This is a genomic window from Algoriphagus persicinus, assembly GCF_035156415.1.
GTDB lineage: Bacteria > Bacteroidota > Bacteroidia > Cytophagales > Cyclobacteriaceae > Algoriphagus > Algoriphagus persicinus.
In genome coordinates this window covers 17,754-35,030 of the sequence record NZ_JAYEEY010000012.1, presented here as the reverse complement: position 1 = coordinate 35,030, position 17,277 = coordinate 17,754, and the positions used below count along the sequence as shown (strand labels likewise).

Here is a 17,277-nt window from a genome sequence, read left to right as displayed (position 1 = left end):
GACATTTTTTAAAATCAATAAATGATAGCCAAACACTATGGCTTATCTTTAAGTGTCTTAGATCCTACTGCATCCTTGATGAATAAATTAACTACAGACCAGTACCAAAATTTAATCAAAGCTTCCATTTCAATGTTTTGGAAGATAAGAAATTCTCAATCACTTGGGCAAAAGAAAAAAGACCAAGGAACTCGTGGAGCAGTTGCAGGAGGCAAACAATTAGATGGATTTATATAATTGCTAGTTGTTGGTGCAAAGGATTTAGGTATTCCTGAAACCTGTATTTACACCAAGAGGAATAATCTACCAGAATTTTTTAGACCTTCAAAAAACTGGGATTTACTAATCATATCGCCTAAAAATCAACTGATTGCATTTGTATAATTTAAGTCTCAGGTAAGTTTATTTGGAAATAACTTCAACAATAGAGTAGAAGAAGCACTAAGGGAGTGCAGTGGATTTATGGACGGAATTCAAAGAAAATGGATTTCAGCAAAGCCAGCAACCTTGTCTAGGTTATGGGTTAATCGTTGAAAAAAATGTTAAGTCCAGCACACCTGTCGCAGTAAATGAACCATATTTCTAAGTCCGCCCAGAATTTAATCAAACCAGTTACCTAGATCGATATGCCTCTTGTTTTATGCGGATTTACTCTAGTTTAAAATTAACTAGTTGAATTATAGCGAATTAACTATGCTAATTTTGTGATTTTGGGTGTCTCGGATTATTTCTAGTTCATGTTTGTGAGACGAAAGAAGAATTCAAGTGGGAGTTTCAGTGTCCAAATTATCCAGAAAGTTGGCAGGATTAATAAAGTAGTCAAATCGATGGGGAGTTCTTGTGATGAAGTGGAATTAGATATTTTAGAGCGCCAAGCCAAACTTGAAATCGAGAAAATACAAGGTCAAGCTTTTCTATTTTCCAACGACCGGGACAGGAGTCTGAAATCCATTCTTTCCAATGTAGGCAATAACGAAATTGAATTAGTGGGTCCGGATAGTGTTCTTGGTAATGTTTATGAATCAATAGGTTACCATGAAATTGGAGTGGATAACTTATTCCGGGAATTGGTCATGTCCAGACTTGTTTACCCGGGCTCCAAACTAAAAACCGTTGATTACCTTTCCAGATTCAAAAATCAAGAAGTCAGTGTTTACTCCATCTACCGATATATGGACAAACTCCATAAAGAGTTTAAAGAGAAGATCGAGAAAACAACCTTCAGTCACTTTGCCAAGATTTTGGGAGGACAGATCGGTCTTGTTTTCTATGACATGACCACCTTGTATTTTGAGACTCCTGATGAAGATGACCTTCGAAAAATCGGGTATTCAAAAGATGGCAAGCATCAGCACCCTCAGATAAAACTTGGACTGTTGGTCGGTTCAGAAGGCTACCCGTTGGGCTACGATATTTTTGAAGGCAATATCTATGAAGGGTATACCCTAATCCCTGTTTTGGAAAGTATTCAAAAGAAGTTTTCCATCGGCAAGCCCATCGTGATTGCTGATGCCGGTTTACTGTCCAACGCCAACATTAATGCACTGATCGGTAACGGTTACAAGTTTGTATTGGGCGGAAAAGTCAGAAATGAAAATAATCAGATCAAAGAAAAAATCCTGGTACTGGAACTAACCGAGGACAAACCCAGGGAGGTAAAAAAAGACGGGTATACGCTGGTGGTCAGCTTTTCTCAAAAGAGGCAGAAAAGATATGGCCACAACAGGAAAAAGGGGCTTGAAAAGCTTGAGAAGAAGGTCAAAAATGGAAAAATAGACAAAAACAGTATTAATAATAGGGGATACAACAAGTACCTCAAGCTGGAATCAGAGGTTAAAGTAGCTATTGATTACAAAAAATATGACCATGATGCCAGATGGGATGGATTGAAAGGATATCTAACAAATACAGATATGAAAGCCAAAGATGTCATCGCTGCATACGGAAATTTATGGCACATTGAAAAGGCTTTTCGTATTAGTAAGACAGATATCAGAATACGGCCAATCTATCACCGAATTCCCCAAAGAATAAACACACATATCTGCATCTGCTTTGTGTCTTATGCTGTATTTAAGGAACTCGAAAGACTACTCAAAAAGGCAAAAGTGTCATTCTCAGCAAACAGAGCCATTGAATTGGCCAAAAGTATATACCAAATAAGAGTACTCCTTCCAGACTCAAAAATCTACACTACTATTCCTCTCAAACCCACGCCAGAGCAGTTGGAATTAATCGAAGCAATCAGGAAAAATTAGCCTGGGTGTCCCATCGCACAAAACAGGAAAAAAACGCGGAACGACATAATCAATTTATAGTTCTTGAAGAAGTTCTAAAACCTTAGCCACTTTCGATGGTAAAAAAGTAAATGCTAAGGACATAGACCTTTACTATTCAGCTTTTCTAATGACTGTTCTGAACTTTGCCTTTCTTTAATTTCACCAAGCAATTCATCTAACCGATTAATCAGAGCCTGGGGCTGTTTGATCACTACCAAATCACCCAGAGCGATCACCCAGCGCACAAATCCCTCAATGGAGGAATTCATAAAGGTCATCTCTGTCAATTCTCCCACTTTTTCCTCGGACACAAATCCATTATTATACTTTGAGTTGGCCAGGTATTTCAAAGAACCATCCGGTACCTCCAGTATGATTTGATGCAGTTTTTGTTCACTGGCTATTTTGTCTAAATATGCCTGTAAGGAAGGATGTTTTCCCGTAAAATAGAAATTTTCCGCCACCTGCAATTTGCTGAATCGATCTAGCCGAAACGTACGATAATCATTTCTCAGACGGCAAAATGCCAATAAATACCATTGCTCATAAGAATGAAACAATCCTATGGGCTCCAACTCTCGGTCAGATTTACGTTCTGGGTCAAAAGTCATATAACTAGTCACCAATACTTTTCTCTCGGCAATTGCTTGAAGGATTAACTGAAAAGCCGTGCTGGATTTATTCATTGCCTGAGAAGAGCCTGACTTCAACACCTGGATGGTATCCTGCACCTCCACCAATAGATCTTTCTCGGTAGATTTCAATACAGCCTTGATTTTGATCAGCGCTTCTTTGAAAAACTTACTGCTTTGCTCATCCAACAGCTTTTCCACCACCTTATCAGCAACCAAAAGTGCCAATGCCTCCTCCCTGCTAAACATGATCGGCGGAAGTCTGTACCCTTCCACCAGGGAATACCCCTGCCCTGCCTCACCGATAATCGGTACTCCAGATTCTTCCAGAGATCTCACATCACGGTATATGGTACGCAAACTCACACTGAAGCGCTCCGCAAGTTCAGCTGCTCGCACGGTTCGCTTGGATTGTAAATGCGTGAGAATCGCCGTAAGTCTGTCTATTCTGTTCATCCAACTAGGGGAAAAAGTCTAAAAGCAAAGAAACTTGAAAAAAATCAGAAAAACTTTCAAATTCCGAAATCCTACTGACATAGGGCTGACACTAGGCGGTTGTTTATTTGGGTATTCTAAAACAAAACACAAGCACTATGGAAACAACAACATCAGCGACGACAGCTCAAATCATTAATAAGGATCAGCTTTTGACTCACTGGCTAGGACATCGCATACTCACCCGAAAAGTACTGGAAGCTTTTCCGGAGAAAGAACTTTTTGAATTCAGTATTGGTGGTATGCGTACTTTTGCGAAGTTGATCAAAGAAATGCTGGCAATGGCTGCGCCTACAGCCCAAGGATTGGCCACAGAAGAATGGGAGGCTTTTGATGAGGAAAAAGCAGAACTGACTACAAAATCCGCACTTTTAGCTAGCTGGGATGAATCTACCGACAAGATCGAGCACTATTGGAAAGCTATTCCTTTAGAGAGATTTCAGCAGCAGGTAGTTGCCTTCGGGCAGTATGAAGGAACCGGCTACAGTACCCTGTTTTACATCATTGATAATGAAATTCACCACCGTGGTCAGGGATATGTGTATCTCCGTGCGTTGGGGATCACTCCACCAAATTTCTGGGAGCAATTTTAATTGTACAGCAGTGGTCTGTGTCAGCACAGACTTATGCCGTGGTCTGTGTCCGCACAGACCACTTTCATTCCACTGTTAAGAAATTTTATTCTTTTTGTAGCGAACAAAACTAATCATACGTCTTGATGTTGATTAAAAACTAAACCCAACAAGTACATATGATGAGTGTAAATTCATTTGCAATGAAGAATCTTAAATCTCTGGCTTCAGTAGCATTACTGGCCGGAACTATGGGAATGACTGGTTGTCTGGATAACGACAATATCCCGAACGATTACCCGCCTGCAGGCTATATTTCTATTTATAATGGAGCTCCTAGCAATACTGGAGTAATAGTATATGCTGACCAAAATCAGGTGAATAATTTCTCTTTAAAGTATGCTGAAGTATTGCCTTATAGCAACTTCTACCCTGGAGACAGACTTTTCAAGTTTACTGAACAGAGTTCTCTGACTTCTCTTTTGGAAAAGGAATTTGAGATCAAAATAGATTCGGTGTACTCCCTGTTTATAGTGGAAGATGCAGGAGAATTGGATGCTGTCTTGGTAGATGATGACTGGTCGGAGCCAACAGCTGCTAAAGCACAAATACGCATAGTAAACCTTTCTCCTGATGCTGGAGCTGTATCACTAAAAGTGGATGATAGCGAGACTCCATTTTTCGATGATGTGGCTTTTAAGTCCAATTCAAACTTTGAAAGTCTTGCCTCAAAAATTTACGACTTAAAAGTAATTTCTAATACAGGGGAAACCCTTGCTACTGCTACAAATGTGGAACTCCAAGGAAAAAGGGTTTACACACTGGTAGTAAGAGGCTATGCTGTTCCGACGGACAATTCCAAAAAGCTAGATTTGCAATTATTGACCAACTATGTAGATTAAGTAATCTTACTATCACAATGCAAAATCCCGGTCTGATCAGGTCGGGATTTTTTTATTCAACCGTGGTTTGTGAGGCTTTCCGACAACAGGAAGCACAGTAGTTTGACCAGCTCACTTATCAAGTTTATCGCGGAATTCGCAACGTTTTGCACTCGATATTCACACCCAAAGTGTAGAGACTCATTGCGTAATGAAATGGACAACTCAATCTAAAGGTAGGATTATCCGCAAAGCCACATAAATGGTACAAAAGAGTTAGCCCGTTAACTTTCCTATAGAAGTATATTGATTTAAGGAAAACATCCTCCTGATCAAATATCACGATGGAATATGACCAAAATAAATGTTAAACAGTAAGGTAAACCGGTCAACGTTTTTTAGGAATTTACATCTGATCACTGAGGACTGACTAACTACTCTTCCTCAAGCACAGACAAAATATTCCCAGCCGGATCCTTAAACCAGGCAACTAATGGGCCACCTCCTTCACGGCAAATTCCTTTTTCATCGGTTTGGATCGGATCTGAGTACTGCTCAAACTGAACTCCTTTCGCAGTCAATTCATCCACTGCCTGATCAATATTATCCACAGGAAAATTCAGCACAGTAAAGGTAGCAGGTGCATGATTGGGCTTGGGATAAATAATGACATTACCTCCACTACTAAAGTGTAGAGAGAGAAATCCCATTTCATCTTCTGTCACGTACAGACCAAGAATATCCTGATAGAAAGATTTGGCTTTTGGGAGGTTATCCACTGAGAAGCCGCTGAAAGCACGGGAGCTTTGAAGCATGGCAAAGAGAGTTAAGAAGTTTTTTATCAATATTATTTCATCAAAATTTCGAGAGATTTTAGGAAACTTCCTATTTCCATCACCTTGGTCTATGCTAACAGACTGGAACTCTAAAATGTAATTTTTGGTATAGATAGAATAAAAAATCTATCCAAATTCATATAACTACATTTAAATTTGAAGCTAAGCGACTTCAAATTTAAATGACAGCCCTAGTTCCTAGATTCCCTTTGAATAAAGAATGGGATTATGCGGTTTTTTTCTTTTTGCTGCCAGGAGCTATTTTCACACATCTTGCAGTTGGAGATAAAGCTGTTGAATATTTTGGCTCATCCCTATTGCTCGTATTGACAATCGTTTCTTGGTTTTTCAGTCCAGCCAACCGTAAAATCACAAGCAGCTGATTATGAAATCGAGCATGACTGAAGCGACACACAGAGGTATGATTATAAATCATGCGAGATTCTCCCGATCCGCCGCGGCGGACGGGACAGGCTATCCCGTTTCCTTCCTCACGGGACAGATGACCTTTGAAAAACAAAAAATAAACACGTGAAAATAGAACTGAATCCACAAGTTGACAAATACCTGGTTGATGGCTGCATGCGCTGTAAATATGGCGGCACCCCACTGTGCAAAGTCAATAACTGGAGAGAAGAATTAGAATTGCTCAGGCAACTTGTTTTAGAAACTGGACTGATAGAGGAATTAAAATGGGGGGCACCGGTTTATACCCATAAGGGGAAGAATATTGTTTCGGTTGGTGCATTGAAAGATTCTGCTACCCTTGGTTTTTTCAAAGGAGTGCTATTGACAGACAAGCATAATATTCTTCAACAACAAGAAAGTTTACAGTCTGATCGGATAGTCAGGTTCACTCATATAGACGAAATCAAAAAAACAGGAGATGTGTTGAAGTCATATGTATTGGAAGCCATTGCTATTGAGGAAAGTGGAAAGAAAGTAGAATTCAAAAAGAATCCTGAACCCATACCTGAGGAACTGTTGCAAGTATTTGAAGATGATCCTGCTTTTAAACAAGCTTTTTACGCTTTGACTCCTGGAAGACAGAGGGGCTACATCATTATTTTTTCGCAACCCAAACAGGCGCAGACACGAATCGGAAGAATTGAAAAATATAAAGAGCAGATTTTTAACGGAGTAGGAATACACGATAAGTACGGTAGCTAAGGAGAGAAGCAGCAGCCCAGCATCGGTACTGGCCACTGCGACTGAAGACTGATCACTCCCCCTACTTCTCTCCTCCTCCGAAATTCATTTTGAAACTCGCTCCGAACAAACCAAAAGTATCACCGTACCCAGAAACTTGTCTTACTTGATGATTGTAGAAAGGCATGATCACATAGTTTGCTCCTTTAGTCTCCAGGACACGAAGATTCACCCCGAAATTCAGCGTAGCAAAGGGATAAAATCTACCGCTTTTTGATTCTAGCGGAATGCTCTCAGTCACATCCTGCTGTCGTAGAGATAATGAAGAAGAACCAAATGCATTATTATACACCGCCACCTGTCGCGCTACTGTATTCTCTTGGCTGCCCGTTTCATTTAAGGCATAGAAGTTTGAAAACCCGGCCTGTACTGAGATAGAATTGTTTCTTGTCACTGGATACTTCACGAACACAGGCACCTCTACCTGCATCTGACGAACTTCCAGTTTCTCGGTCTGCGGGTAAGTATTGCCCAAAGACATCACGGTACTTTCCTGCTTACCATTTTGGTTTAGATAGTTCAAGCCTAGTCCAGAGCCCAAGGTGAGCTTTCCAGGCAGTTTAATATCCACCAGCATACCCAGCCCAATAGTCGAAGCTGTGGCTACCTGATTATCGCTTTGGATTGCCCCAAAACCCGGAGATAATCCCATGCCTAGTCCTACCGTCGTTTTATCTTTTTCTATAATTGGAAAATCATTTTCCGCGACAAAGGCCTCCTTTTCCGTAGGTTTCACAGGTTCTTCAGGCTTTATCAAAACCAGTGTCTCCTCAGGTAACTTCACTGCTACTTGATCTTCCTCTGATTTCGTTATAAGTGGCTGCTTCCGTTCGGACCTTGGCTTTTCGGTTATTTGCGCAATTGGATTCTCCTTAACGATTCGTGGCAATTCAGGGGAGATCTCAATCGTTTCTGGTATTTCTGTCTTTTGGACCGGCTGAGAAACTGAAGCCAAAGCTTTTGAATCATTAGAAATTATTGGTGATTTTGGTTTTTCTGGTGCTTTTGGCAATGACTTAGAACCAGAAGGATTCGTGTTTGGCTCTACAGCTTTCGGTGCTACAGTAGGTGAATTTTCTGCCAACTCTTCAGAATCAGTTAAAGGGATTTCCTCCAACTGATTTTCAGGAGCTTTTTGTGTGTTTTCTGCCAATTGAACTTCTTGCGAAGATACATTTCTATTTTCAGAAAGGTCCACCGTATTCAGTCCTATTGCTATCAATAGTAAAGACGCAGCAATGCCACTTGCCCAATAGGCAATAGCTTTGCGTTTGTGCTGCGCGCGCTTTTTCTGAAAACCTTCCCAAGCACCCAACTCGTAGGGCACGGAGGCTTCGACTAACTTCTTTTTAAGGGAAGCAGCGATTTCATTATCCAGCTTATCTTCCTTCATATTCTTTCAAGTGTAATGAGACTAATTTGCGGAGCTGAGATTTTGCCCTGGCCAGATAGACTCTTGACGAGCTTTCGGTCAAGCCCAGCTTTTCGCCAATTTCCTTATGACTATAGCCTTCGATCTCATAGAGATTGAACACCATTTTATGATCCTCTTGTAATAGATTGATCAGGTTGATAATATCCTGAAATGCCAGCTCCTGAAGAGCACTCAGCTCGTGGAACACAGCAGTTTCCTCAGACACATCTGTTTGATTCTGAAACTTCTTCTGTTTGCGGAAATAGTCTATCGCGGTGTTGACGGTGATACGGCGAAGCAATGCTTTCACAGACTGGAAGTCATCAAATTTCTTAATAGCTCCGAAAAACTTGATAAATGAGTCGTTTGTGATCTCATCGGCAAGCATTTTATCTTTAGAATAGGACAGACTGATCCCCATGACATAGCCATAGTATTTTTTATAAAACACCTCTTCGTACTTAGCCGATCTACGTTTGCAACCTTCGATCAGCTCCTGATCAGTCCACTTCAATTCAAACCTATTAATCTATGCTTTACGACATCCATGTTGGAGTCGGGATTTTTACTCGTTAGCTATTTTATCATTCGTCCCATGATAGGGATTTTCCTTTGCGTCATGCACCTCTATAGCTCTTTTAATCGTTTTATACTCCTTCTGTATTGAGGAGTTCATACAATCGGAGATTCCCAGTAGATTCTGGGAATAGCCAGAATCACCAGCAAAATTAGATGCTTCTATCAAAAATCCAGCATTGACTGAGTCATTCTCAGAGCCAGCATTAAGCGCGCTGCTCGCAAATATCAAAACCAAATAGATTCGTAGGAGAGTCTTCATTCTGCTTTTCTACCCTGACGGAAAGCTTACTCAATACGCTACAGGTAGCGAGAAAAAAATTTTAAGTGTTGCTTTGGCAACAAGCCTCGCCTGAATAAAATGAATGCTATTCCTTTAGAAGCATCTAACTTTACCTTCCCTTAAAAACAGATTCAATTGGCATCAATATCTCTCTTCATCTCTAGGTTATTTCCTTCCTTGATTTTTTGCAGAAAAAGATCCTCTACATAGAATTGCCAATCTGAAAACCTGATCGCCTGATTAGCCAAATGCACATGATAATCCTGATCCAAAAAGTAATCATTTGGCTTGTTCAGCTCTCTGGTTTTACCATAGACTTTTTCCAATTCCGCCAACTGAGTCTTCCATTCGCCTTCTAGATTCAGAAGTTTCTCTTTGGCGATCTCTCTTTCCCCAGCCGTTTTCGCCAGATCCCAGTCTGCCAGAAGCAGCAGGGATTTATTGGTGAACTGAGTGACTTTGGCCACTTGCTCATAGACTTCAAGTGTATAAGTATTTCTATTCGCCACTTTTTTAGACGCCGAGATTTTATATAATACCGAATCAACCATCAGTTGACTTTCCTTAGCTTTCGCCAGTTTATCCTTATTTCGTTCCGTCCAATCTCCTGGAGCATTTGCCTCCGGCAAAGTTAAAACCGCATCCTGCATGGGATTATCCATTCTTCGCAATCGATTTCGGTCTTTATTTTCCAACAGGGCATTTTTCCAAAACGCTACAGGGGCTTCCAAATCATTGATAAAGGCAAAGTCCTCTGAGGCCAATTCCGAGCCGAAAGTACGGTGTCTATAAGCTGCATGAAGCTCATCAGAAGTTCGTTTTTCGCCTGCCCATGTATATTCCGCGAAAATCGAAATCCCTCTACCATACAATTCAAAATGCGGAGAATCATCATCCCAAAGCGTCAACAGCAATCCGTCAGCCTTATTGTCGATTGAGATCAACGCGAAATCCCGAATATTTGCAGTGTTACTCTCTTCGAGTGGCATCAGGTTCCAGCGCGTCTGACCCGCCGTGGCACCCATCACTTTGAACCCATGATCGGTAAACCACTGCATCGCACGATTATTCCCAATAGTCTCTGGCATTTCGTAGTTCCAGCGCATATAAACGCAATTCTTTGGGAACATGTCCACATACTTATTCAGATTGGGTTCATTTACTGTCCAGATACTATCTACCTGCGCTTCAGAGAGATTTCTGTTGAAAATAGAACCATAAACGCCTGCATTTTTCAAAGGCATATCATCCCAAAAAATAGGTGTAACGCCATGCTCCTCGGCATATTTACTCACTCTGTTCAGCCAAATCAACTGCAACTCCAAGGCGGATTTCCCACTTCCTCTTCCTGTAGTATGCACTTCATCACCACCCACATGCAGGTATTGAGCATGGGGAAAAGCGGCCAGCGCATCCGAATAAAGATCAAATTGAACCTGGTAGGTACGCTCATCAAGAGGATTGAAAGCCCAATCGCTTTCCGGATCATCACGCAAATCCTTGTATTCTTCATGCTTCAGAATAAAGGATGCATGCCCCAGTCCTTGCACCAAGGGCGAAATCCGAATATTTCTTGCCATAGCGTATTCACTCAGCTTTTTCCATTCTGCTATGGTCCAAGCATCTGAAGAACCAACTTTTGGTTGCTTTTCGAAAGCCAGTTTATCTTCTATTTCCAAGATTATTCCATTGATTTTCATCTCAGCCAAGCGATCCATCAGCTGATAGTAATAGTCCTTCTTTTCCAGATGATGCTTGACATCAAGTTGAATTGCGCGATACTTGAGTGCTGGTTCATCCTTTATAGAGATCAATGGTAAAGCCGAATCCTGATCCAGTGCATCCTGCACCAATTGCCCCAGTGTAATCAAGCCATACCAAAGTCCTTCTTTGCTGGCAGCTTTGATATCAATATGTTTCTTAGAAATCTCCAGAATGTAGGCTTCAGGATTCAAACCTGTTGCAGTTTCTAAAGTGAGAGAAACTTTACTAGAACCAGCAAGGGATATACCATCGATAAAATCTGATTTAGCCTGTTCCACAAAATCCACGATATCCGAAGCAAGCAAATCAGAAATACCGGAAATCTCTACTGATGAAGGACTCGGTAAAATCATGAAGCTTCCTTCCTTTTTGGGAGCGGAGTTGCAAGAAGCAAGTATCACTAAGGTTAGCAGCAGATTGAAGATTGAAAACAAGCGCATGTAAAGAGGTTATAGAGTTTAAATAATTATGAATTGGCTAAAATACCAAATATTCAAAGCTGTTAGAACCACTCAACAAACAATTCTAAAGCTATTAGTGCTTCCGGCTTTAATATTCCCATTTTTTCCCTAATTTTTAGGTTGAAGTTTCGTAATACTATCTGTTGTTACCTCTTTTTTAAAACCCAACCTAACCCAAAATGCTCACATTATTGATTATCCTTTTTGCCTTGGCCTTGATTCTTGTGGCCATCGTCAAATTTGACATCCATCCCTTTCTTGCTCTTTTCTGCGGTGCAATTCTCTATGGGCTATTATCAGGTATGCCTGGAGAATTGATCTTACAATCCATTTCCGAAGGGTTTGGTGGAGTGCTGGGTAGTATAGGTTTGCTTATTTTGCTCGGTGTGATGATGGGTACTTTTTTGGAAAAAACAGGTGGAGCCATCGTGATCGCAGAGAAAATTCTGTCTTGGATAGGAGAAAAGTCGGTAACGCTCGCCATGATGATTTCGGGGTATATCCTCTCTATTCCTGTTTTTGGAGATAGTACCTTTATTATGATGAATCCGATCAGTAAATCGCTTTCATTGAAAAGTAAGGTTCCCTATGCTGCCACCACTATCGCGTTGGCTTTGGGAGCTACCGCCTCGCACTCGCTGGTCCCTCCTACTCCAGGGCCGATAGCTACGGCTGGAATCTATGAAGCTGATCTTGGGATGATTATTTTCTATGGCCTTATCGTGAGTTTGATAGCCTTGATACCCAGCTATATATTTGTCAAAAAAGTCGCCTACAAAATCCCACTTCAGCCAAAGTTCGCTGTTGAAAATGTAGAGATTGAAAAGAAACAAAGACCATCGGCGTTTGCCTCTTTTCTGCCGATTATCGTTCCCTTGATTCTGATCATTATTGCATCTATCGCAAAATATCCCACCAAACCATTTGGCGAAGGTGTTTTTTACACCTTTATCCAATTTGCGGGAAGCCCTGTAATCGCATTACTTTTAGGCTCTTTCCTGGCCTTTAGCTTGCCAAAGAAATTTGATGCCAAATTACTTTCTTCCTCTGGCTGGATCGGCGAGGCGATTTTGATCGCAGCACCCGTGATCTTGATTACCGGTGCCGGAGGAGTGTTTGGAAAAATGCTTCAAAACTCTGGAATCGGTGATCTTGTCAGCAGCAGCATGAGTGGCGCAAGCTGGGGAATTTTTCTTCCCTTCCTGATTGCTTTTGCTTTGAAAACCGCACAAGGTTCGTCAACAGTAGCGATGATTACTACGGCATCAATTATTGCTCCTTTACTAGGCAGTCTTGGCTTGGATTCTGAAACCATGCGTGTCTTTGCTGTCCTGGCTACAGGCGCCGGAGCCATGGCTATTTCCCATGCCAACGACAGTTTCTTCTGGGCTGTAACTCAGCTCTCTGGCTTATCCATCAAGCAAGGCAATCAAACTCATAGTCTGGGTACGCTGATTATGTCCGTGACCGCGATTAGTGTGATATATTTAATTACGCTGGTGGTGAGGTAGAAAATGGAAGGTAGAGCTTGAAGGTCAATGATTCGATAGGTTGACTCTTCAGTTGTATGAGTGTTATCAAAAATAATCCACACCGAAGTAATGAGAACAAAATGGAGGAAGCTACACAAAACCCTGAGAATTGGGCTAATCGTATTAGTTGTAGGGAGCAGCCCTTTATTAATTATTATTGGGCTTGATGAGCTAGGAGCCATTGATGCTGGAAACGCTGTAGGGCCAGGAATTCTGGCAATGTTAACTTTCTATCCTTCTATTATTTTAATTATAATAGGTTCTGTTTTAACCTATCGAAGTAGAAGAAAAGCTATGGTATCGGAGTAAAGAGATTGATTTAAATAATTTACCCTTCATGAAAAATCTCATAATCCTACTTTTTATATTTTCTTCCATTTCCGCCAGTCAAGCCCAAATCCTTAAAAAACCAATCCCAGATAAACTGGTTGTTTTGACTTTCGATGATGCGCCGGCAAGTCAGTATGCTGTAGTAGCTCCACTGCTTCAAGAATTCGGGTTTGGAGGGACTTTCTTTGTCTGTGAGTTTCAGCCCAATTACGCTGACAGTAGTTTGTATATGAACTGGCGACAAATCCAGGCCTTGGACAGAATGGGCTTTGAAATTGCAAACCATACACATACCCATGCCAACGTAAGCAAATTAACCCAGAAAGAATTTAACAAACAGCTATCCTATATAGAGGAAAAATGCGACTCCTTAGGAATCGATAAACCTACCAATTTTGCCTATCCGGGTTATGGATTGAATGCTCAAGCTTTAGAATTTTTACAGGAAAAAGAATACGTCTTTGCACGTGCAGGCGGAAGTAGAGCTTACGATCCTTTCAGCGATCATCCCTATTTGATTCCAAGTTGGGCCACCGAAGAAACTAATCAAAGGGAAATCATTAAAGCCTTTGGTCAAGCCAAAGACGGAAAGATTGTCATCTTGACTATTCACGGCGTTCCAGATATAGAACATCCTTGGGTCAATACTCCTCCACAGCTTTTCAAGGAATACTTACAGTACCTTGATGCAAATGATTTCACAGTCATTTCTATGAAAGATTTGGAAGATTATATTGATGTGGAAGCCGCGAAAAAATCTATAATTCCCGATTTTTCTAGAAAGCTCAGCAATTAAAAAAAGGTGATCCGTTTCCAGATCACCTTTCCTAATAATCCAAGAAATTATAATTAAGCCAGATCGAAGCGATCGAGCATCATTACTTTATTCCAAGCTGCGACAAAGTCCTTCAGGAATTTCTCCTTAGAGTCAGCGCAACCATAAACTTCTGATAAAGCACGGAGTTCTGAGTTAGATCCGAAGATCAAATCAGCGCGCGTTCCAGTCCATTTCACCGCACCAGTCTTGCGATCTGAACCAATAAAAGCATGCTGTCCACTATCTGCAGCCTTCCAAGTAGTCCCCATATCCAAGACATTAATAAAGAAGTCATTGGTTAAAGCTCCTGGAGTTGCTGTAAATACTCCATGCTTAGAATTGTCATAATTCGTGTCCAATACTCTCAACCCACCAACAAGTACCGTCATTTCAGGTGGAGTGAGCTTGAGAAGCTGAGCTCGATCTACTAACATTTCTTCTGCTGAAGCTTTGTGCTTAGGTCGGTAGTAATTACGGAAACCGTCAGCTGCTGGCTCCATAGCGGCGAAAGATGCCACATCAGTTTGTGCTTGAGAAGCATCAGCTCGACCAGGGGTAAAAGGAACCTTTATTTCATGACCCGCATTTTTAGCAGCTTGCTCCACTCCTGTACATCCCGCCAATACAATTAGATCAGCTAAAGATATTTGTTTTCCACCAGCCTGACTATCGTTGAATTCCTTCTGAATAGCTTCCAGTTTATCAATCACTTTTCCAAGCTGAGAAGGGTTGTTGACTTCCCAATATTTCTGTGGAGAAAGTTTAATTCTAGCTCCATTGGCACCGCCGCGCATATCTGATCCACGGAAAGTAGAAGCAGAAGCCCAGGCAGTAGATACCAATTCAGAAACAGATAGACCTGATGCCAAGACCTTAGCCTTCAAAGAAGCCATATCCGTATCATTCACCAATTCATGTGTGACAGCAGGAATAGGATCTTGCCAGATCAGCTCTTCGGTAGGTACTTCTGGACCCAAATATCGATCGACTGGCCCCATATCTCTATGAGTCAATTTGAACCAAGCTCTAGAGAAAGCATCTGCGAACTCATCGGGATTTTCGAAGAAATGTCTGGAAATCTTCGCATAGACAGGATCTTCCTTCAAGGCCAAATCAGTAGTCAACATGGATGGAGCATGCTTCTTGGACGGATCATGTGCATCAGGTACTGTACCCGCTCCTGCGCCGCCTTTTGGAGTCCATTGATGTGCTCCGGCTGGGCTTTTTGTGAGTTCCCAATCGTATTTGAATAGATTCTCAAAAAAACTATTGCTCCATTTTGTAGGAGTGGAAGTCCAAGTCACCTCAATACCACTGGTGATTGTATGTCCAGCATTCCCTGTTCCATAGGTATTCTTCCAGCCTAGGCTCATTTCTTCTATGGGTGCACCGGCAGGTTCATGACTTACGTACTCGCCTGGATCTGCTGCTCCGTGAGTTTTACCAAAGGTGTGACCACCAGCTATCAGTGCTACAGTTTCCTCGTCATTCATGGCCATTCGGCCAAAGGTCTCACGAATATCATGCGCTGCTCCGATCGGGTCAGGCTGTCCTTTTGGACCTTCAGGGTTCACATAGATCAATCCCATATGAGATGCTCCCAATGGATTCTCCAATTCGCGATCCCCGCTGTATCTTTCCTCATCTCCTAGCCATTCACCTTCAGAACCCCAGTAAATATCCTCTTCCGGCTCCCAGATGTCCTCACGTCCACCACCGAAACCAAAAGTTTCCAATCCCATAGTTTCCAAAGAAACATTACCTGCAAGAATCAATAAATCTGCCCAAGAAAGCTTACTTCCATACTTTTGTTTGATTGGCCACAGTAGCAGGCGAGCCTTGTCTAGGTTAGCATTATCAGGCCAGCTGTTTAGCGGAGCAAAACGCTGAGATCCTGATCCTCCACCGCCACGACCATCGGCAATTCTGTAAGTACCGGCACTGTGCCAAGCCATTCTGATAAAAAATGGGCCGTAATGACCAAAATCTGCAGGCCACCAATCTTGTGAATCTGTCATCAGATCAGCTAGGTCCTTCTTCACAGCCGCTAAATCCAAAGACTTGAATGCTTCAGCATAGTTAAAATCCTTATCCATTGGATCAGACTTCGAAGAATGCTGACGCAGGATATTCAAGTTCAATTGGTTTGGCCACCAATCACTATTTTTAGTTCCTCCGCCTGCCGTCTTGTGTACGGCACCGCTGGTGAAAGGGCATTTTGCTTCACTATCATTCACATCCCAAACAGGGTCTTTCGATGAATGATGAGGGTTATTGTGTTTATCCATAATATTAGGTGTGTTTTAATTTTAGTCCTTCGAAAAGCTAATTTACCAAAAGATCTTCTTATGTAATTATAAAACCCATTGATAAAAACTATGACTGTTTTGCTCTTGCGATTGAGTTTGTCAATAAATTTGGTTTGATATTTTTTAATTTATCAAATAATACCGAAACAGTCCAGTGTAGGATTTCCTTCTGAACTATCCTCAGCCACAAGTTGCTCCTTTTCTTGAGTTTTCAATAAAAGGTGGTATTTTGATAGTGAAAAATCATTGCTATTTGGAACAATGAACTGTATTTTCCTTACCTACCTACAACATACTACCTAAACTATCCCAACATGGTAACACTTCTCATTATTCTTGCTATAGGTCTTATAATTGGCTCTTTTCTCGTTGGTATTTTCAATCGATTTGTAAAAAATAAAAACACAGTCAAAGATGGTTGGAGCAATATAGATGTCGCACTCAAAAGGCGTTACGATCTCATTCCTAATTTGGTAGAAACTGTAAAAGGCTATGCAAGCCATGAAAAAGAAACATTGGAAGCCGTAATCCAAGCCAGAAACGCAGCGATGGCTGTACCTTCTGGCGATATCAACAAGCAAATCCAAGCAGAAAATCAGCTTCAAAAAACTCTCCGAAGCATTTTTGCACTCAGTGAGGCTTATCCTGATCTAAAGGCAAACACCAATTTCTTACAACTTCAGGACAAACTAAACGAGATCGAAGAAAATCTAGAGCGAGCCAGACGCTATTACAATGGCACTGTCAGAGAAAATAACACCTATGGTGAAAGTTTTCCAGGAGTACTTTTCGCAGGAATGTTCAATTACCAGCATTTTGACTATTTCGAGGCAGAGCCAGAAAGCAGAGAAAATGTAAAAGTGAGTTTTTCCTGATTACAGACTAAA

Annotated in this window: 20 protein-coding genes; 13 read left to right on the top strand and 7 right to left on the bottom strand. The window is 41.4% G+C overall.

Translation table 11 applies throughout. From position 1 onward, the window contains the following. Window positions 1–21 precede the first annotated feature (21 nt). The 4 genes from U3A58_RS10920 to U3A58_RS10915 all read left to right on the top strand — a co-directional run bounded on the left by U3A58_RS10920 (window position 22) and on the right by U3A58_RS10915 (window position 2,258). Window positions 22–237 (top strand): hypothetical protein, encoded by a 216-nt coding sequence (locus U3A58_RS10920; protein ID WP_323823461.1) that lies wholly within the window; start codon window positions 22–24, stop codon window positions 235–237. Next, window positions 238–384 carry a PaeR7I family type II restriction endonuclease gene (locus U3A58_RS21840; RefSeq protein WP_416377299.1) on the top strand — a complete coding sequence of 49 codons (147 nt, stop codon included), beginning with the start codon at window positions 238–240 and terminating at the stop codon, window positions 382–384. 70 nt (window positions 385–454) lie between these two features. After that, on the top strand, window positions 455–586 hold the full coding sequence (locus tag U3A58_RS21835; protein ID WP_416377298.1) for a PaeR7I family type II restriction endonuclease: 132 nt from the start codon (window positions 455–457) through the stop codon (window positions 584–586). Window positions 587–737: 151 nt separating this feature from the next. Beyond that, window positions 738–2,258: an IS1634 family transposase gene (locus U3A58_RS10915; protein WP_323823460.1), complete on the top strand. Its 1,521-nt coding sequence runs from the start codon at window positions 738–740 to the stop codon at window positions 2,256–2,258. A gap of 113 nt (window positions 2,259–2,371) precedes the next feature. On the opposite strand, the gene U3A58_RS10910 is transcribed toward U3A58_RS10915, so the two are convergent. Continuing rightward, window positions 2,372–3,367 carry a helix-turn-helix transcriptional regulator gene (locus U3A58_RS10910; protein WP_323823459.1) on the bottom strand — a complete coding sequence of 332 codons (996 nt, stop codon included), beginning with the start codon at window positions 3,365–3,367 and terminating at the stop codon, window positions 2,372–2,374. Between the two features lie 137 nt (window positions 3,368–3,504). Here U3A58_RS10910 and U3A58_RS10905 point away from each other — a divergent pair, with 137 nt between their 5' ends. Further along, window positions 3,505–3,999 (top strand): DinB family protein, encoded by a 495-nt coding sequence (locus U3A58_RS10905; protein WP_323823458.1) that lies wholly within the window; start codon window positions 3,505–3,507, stop codon window positions 3,997–3,999. A gap of 182 nt (window positions 4,000–4,181) precedes the next feature. After that, complete coding sequence (locus U3A58_RS10900) at window positions 4,182–4,880, top strand: DUF4397 domain-containing protein (RefSeq protein ID WP_323823457.1); 699 nt, start codon at window positions 4,182–4,184, stop codon at window positions 4,878–4,880. A gap of 413 nt (window positions 4,881–5,293) precedes the next feature. Here the strand turns inward: U3A58_RS10900 and U3A58_RS10895 are convergent, their stop codons facing one another. Further along, entirely contained in the window at window positions 5,294–5,674 is a 381-nt protein-coding gene (locus U3A58_RS10895) for a VOC family protein (RefSeq protein WP_323823456.1), read from the bottom strand. A gap of 203 nt (window positions 5,675–5,877) precedes the next feature. Here U3A58_RS10895 and U3A58_RS10890 point away from each other — a divergent pair, with 203 nt between their 5' ends. Genes U3A58_RS10890 through U3A58_RS10880 form a run of 3 tightly spaced genes read left to right on the top strand, consistent with a single transcriptional unit; the run spans window position 5,878 to window position 6,865 of the window. Further along, the gene (locus U3A58_RS10890) at window positions 5,878–6,078 is read left to right on the top strand and encodes a hypothetical protein (protein WP_323823455.1); all 201 of its coding nucleotides are present in this window, start codon (window positions 5,878–5,880) and stop codon (window positions 6,076–6,078) included. A gap of 2 nt (window positions 6,079–6,080) precedes the next feature. Continuing rightward, complete coding sequence (locus tag U3A58_RS10885) at window positions 6,081–6,230, top strand: hypothetical protein (protein ID WP_323823454.1); 150 nt, start codon at window positions 6,081–6,083, stop codon at window positions 6,228–6,230. Next, on the top strand, window positions 6,227–6,865 hold the full coding sequence (locus U3A58_RS10880; RefSeq protein ID WP_323823453.1) for a YdeI/OmpD-associated family protein: 639 nt from the start codon (window positions 6,227–6,229) through the stop codon (window positions 6,863–6,865). Before U3A58_RS10885 ends, U3A58_RS10880 begins: the two co-directional genes overlap by 4 nt. A 61-nt stretch (window positions 6,866–6,926) precedes the next feature. Here U3A58_RS10880 and U3A58_RS10875 read toward each other — a convergent pair whose 3' ends face one another. The 4 genes from U3A58_RS10875 to U3A58_RS10860 all read right to left on the bottom strand — a co-directional run bounded on the left by U3A58_RS10875 (window position 6,927) and on the right by U3A58_RS10860 (window position 11,381). Further along, window positions 6,927–8,297: a hypothetical protein gene (locus U3A58_RS10875; protein WP_323823452.1), complete on the bottom strand. Its 1,371-nt coding sequence runs from the start codon at window positions 8,295–8,297 to the stop codon at window positions 6,927–6,929. Continuing rightward, on the bottom strand, window positions 8,284–8,832 hold the full coding sequence (locus U3A58_RS10870) for an RNA polymerase sigma factor (RefSeq protein ID WP_323823451.1): 549 nt from the start codon (window positions 8,830–8,832) through the stop codon (window positions 8,284–8,286). The genes U3A58_RS10875 and U3A58_RS10870 overlap by 14 nt, the downstream gene beginning before the upstream one ends. 51 nt (window positions 8,833–8,883) lie before the next feature. Next, window positions 8,884–9,156 (bottom strand): hypothetical protein, encoded by a 273-nt coding sequence (locus tag U3A58_RS10865; RefSeq protein WP_323823450.1) that lies wholly within the window; start codon window positions 9,154–9,156, stop codon window positions 8,884–8,886. 152 nt (window positions 9,157–9,308) lie between these two features. Further along, window positions 9,309–11,381, bottom strand: coding sequence for a family 20 glycosylhydrolase (locus U3A58_RS10860; RefSeq protein WP_323823449.1), 2,073 nt, complete (start codon window positions 11,379–11,381; stop codon window positions 9,309–9,311). 200 nt (window positions 11,382–11,581) lie between these two features. Between U3A58_RS10860 and U3A58_RS10855 the strand changes: the two genes are divergently transcribed. The 3 genes from U3A58_RS10855 to U3A58_RS10845 all read left to right on the top strand — a co-directional run bounded on the left by U3A58_RS10855 (window position 11,582) and on the right by U3A58_RS10845 (window position 14,060). Next, window positions 11,582–12,913 (top strand): GntP family permease, encoded by a 1,332-nt coding sequence (locus U3A58_RS10855; protein ID WP_323823448.1) that lies wholly within the window; start codon window positions 11,582–11,584, stop codon window positions 12,911–12,913. A 90-nt stretch (window positions 12,914–13,003) separates the two neighbouring features. Further along, window positions 13,004–13,243 carry a hypothetical protein gene (locus tag U3A58_RS10850; RefSeq protein WP_323823447.1) on the top strand — a complete coding sequence of 80 codons (240 nt, stop codon included), beginning with the start codon at window positions 13,004–13,006 and terminating at the stop codon, window positions 13,241–13,243. A 28-nt stretch (window positions 13,244–13,271) separates the two neighbouring features. Next, complete coding sequence (locus U3A58_RS10845; protein ID WP_323823446.1) at window positions 13,272–14,060, top strand: polysaccharide deacetylase family protein; 789 nt, start codon at window positions 13,272–13,274, stop codon at window positions 14,058–14,060. A gap of 53 nt (window positions 14,061–14,113) precedes the next feature. Here the strand turns inward: U3A58_RS10845 and katG are convergent, their stop codons facing one another. Further along, window positions 14,114–16,369 carry a catalase/peroxidase HPI gene (gene katG, locus U3A58_RS10840; protein WP_323823445.1) on the bottom strand — a complete coding sequence of 752 codons (2,256 nt, stop codon included), beginning with the start codon at window positions 16,367–16,369 and terminating at the stop codon, window positions 14,114–14,116. Between the two features lie 335 nt (window positions 16,370–16,704). Here katG and U3A58_RS10835 point away from each other — a divergent pair, with 335 nt between their 5' ends. Then, the gene (locus tag U3A58_RS10835; RefSeq protein WP_323823444.1) at window positions 16,705–17,265 is read left to right on the top strand and encodes a LemA family protein; all 561 of its coding nucleotides are present in this window, start codon (window positions 16,705–16,707) and stop codon (window positions 17,263–17,265) included. Window positions 17,266–17,277: the final 12 nt, after the last annotated feature.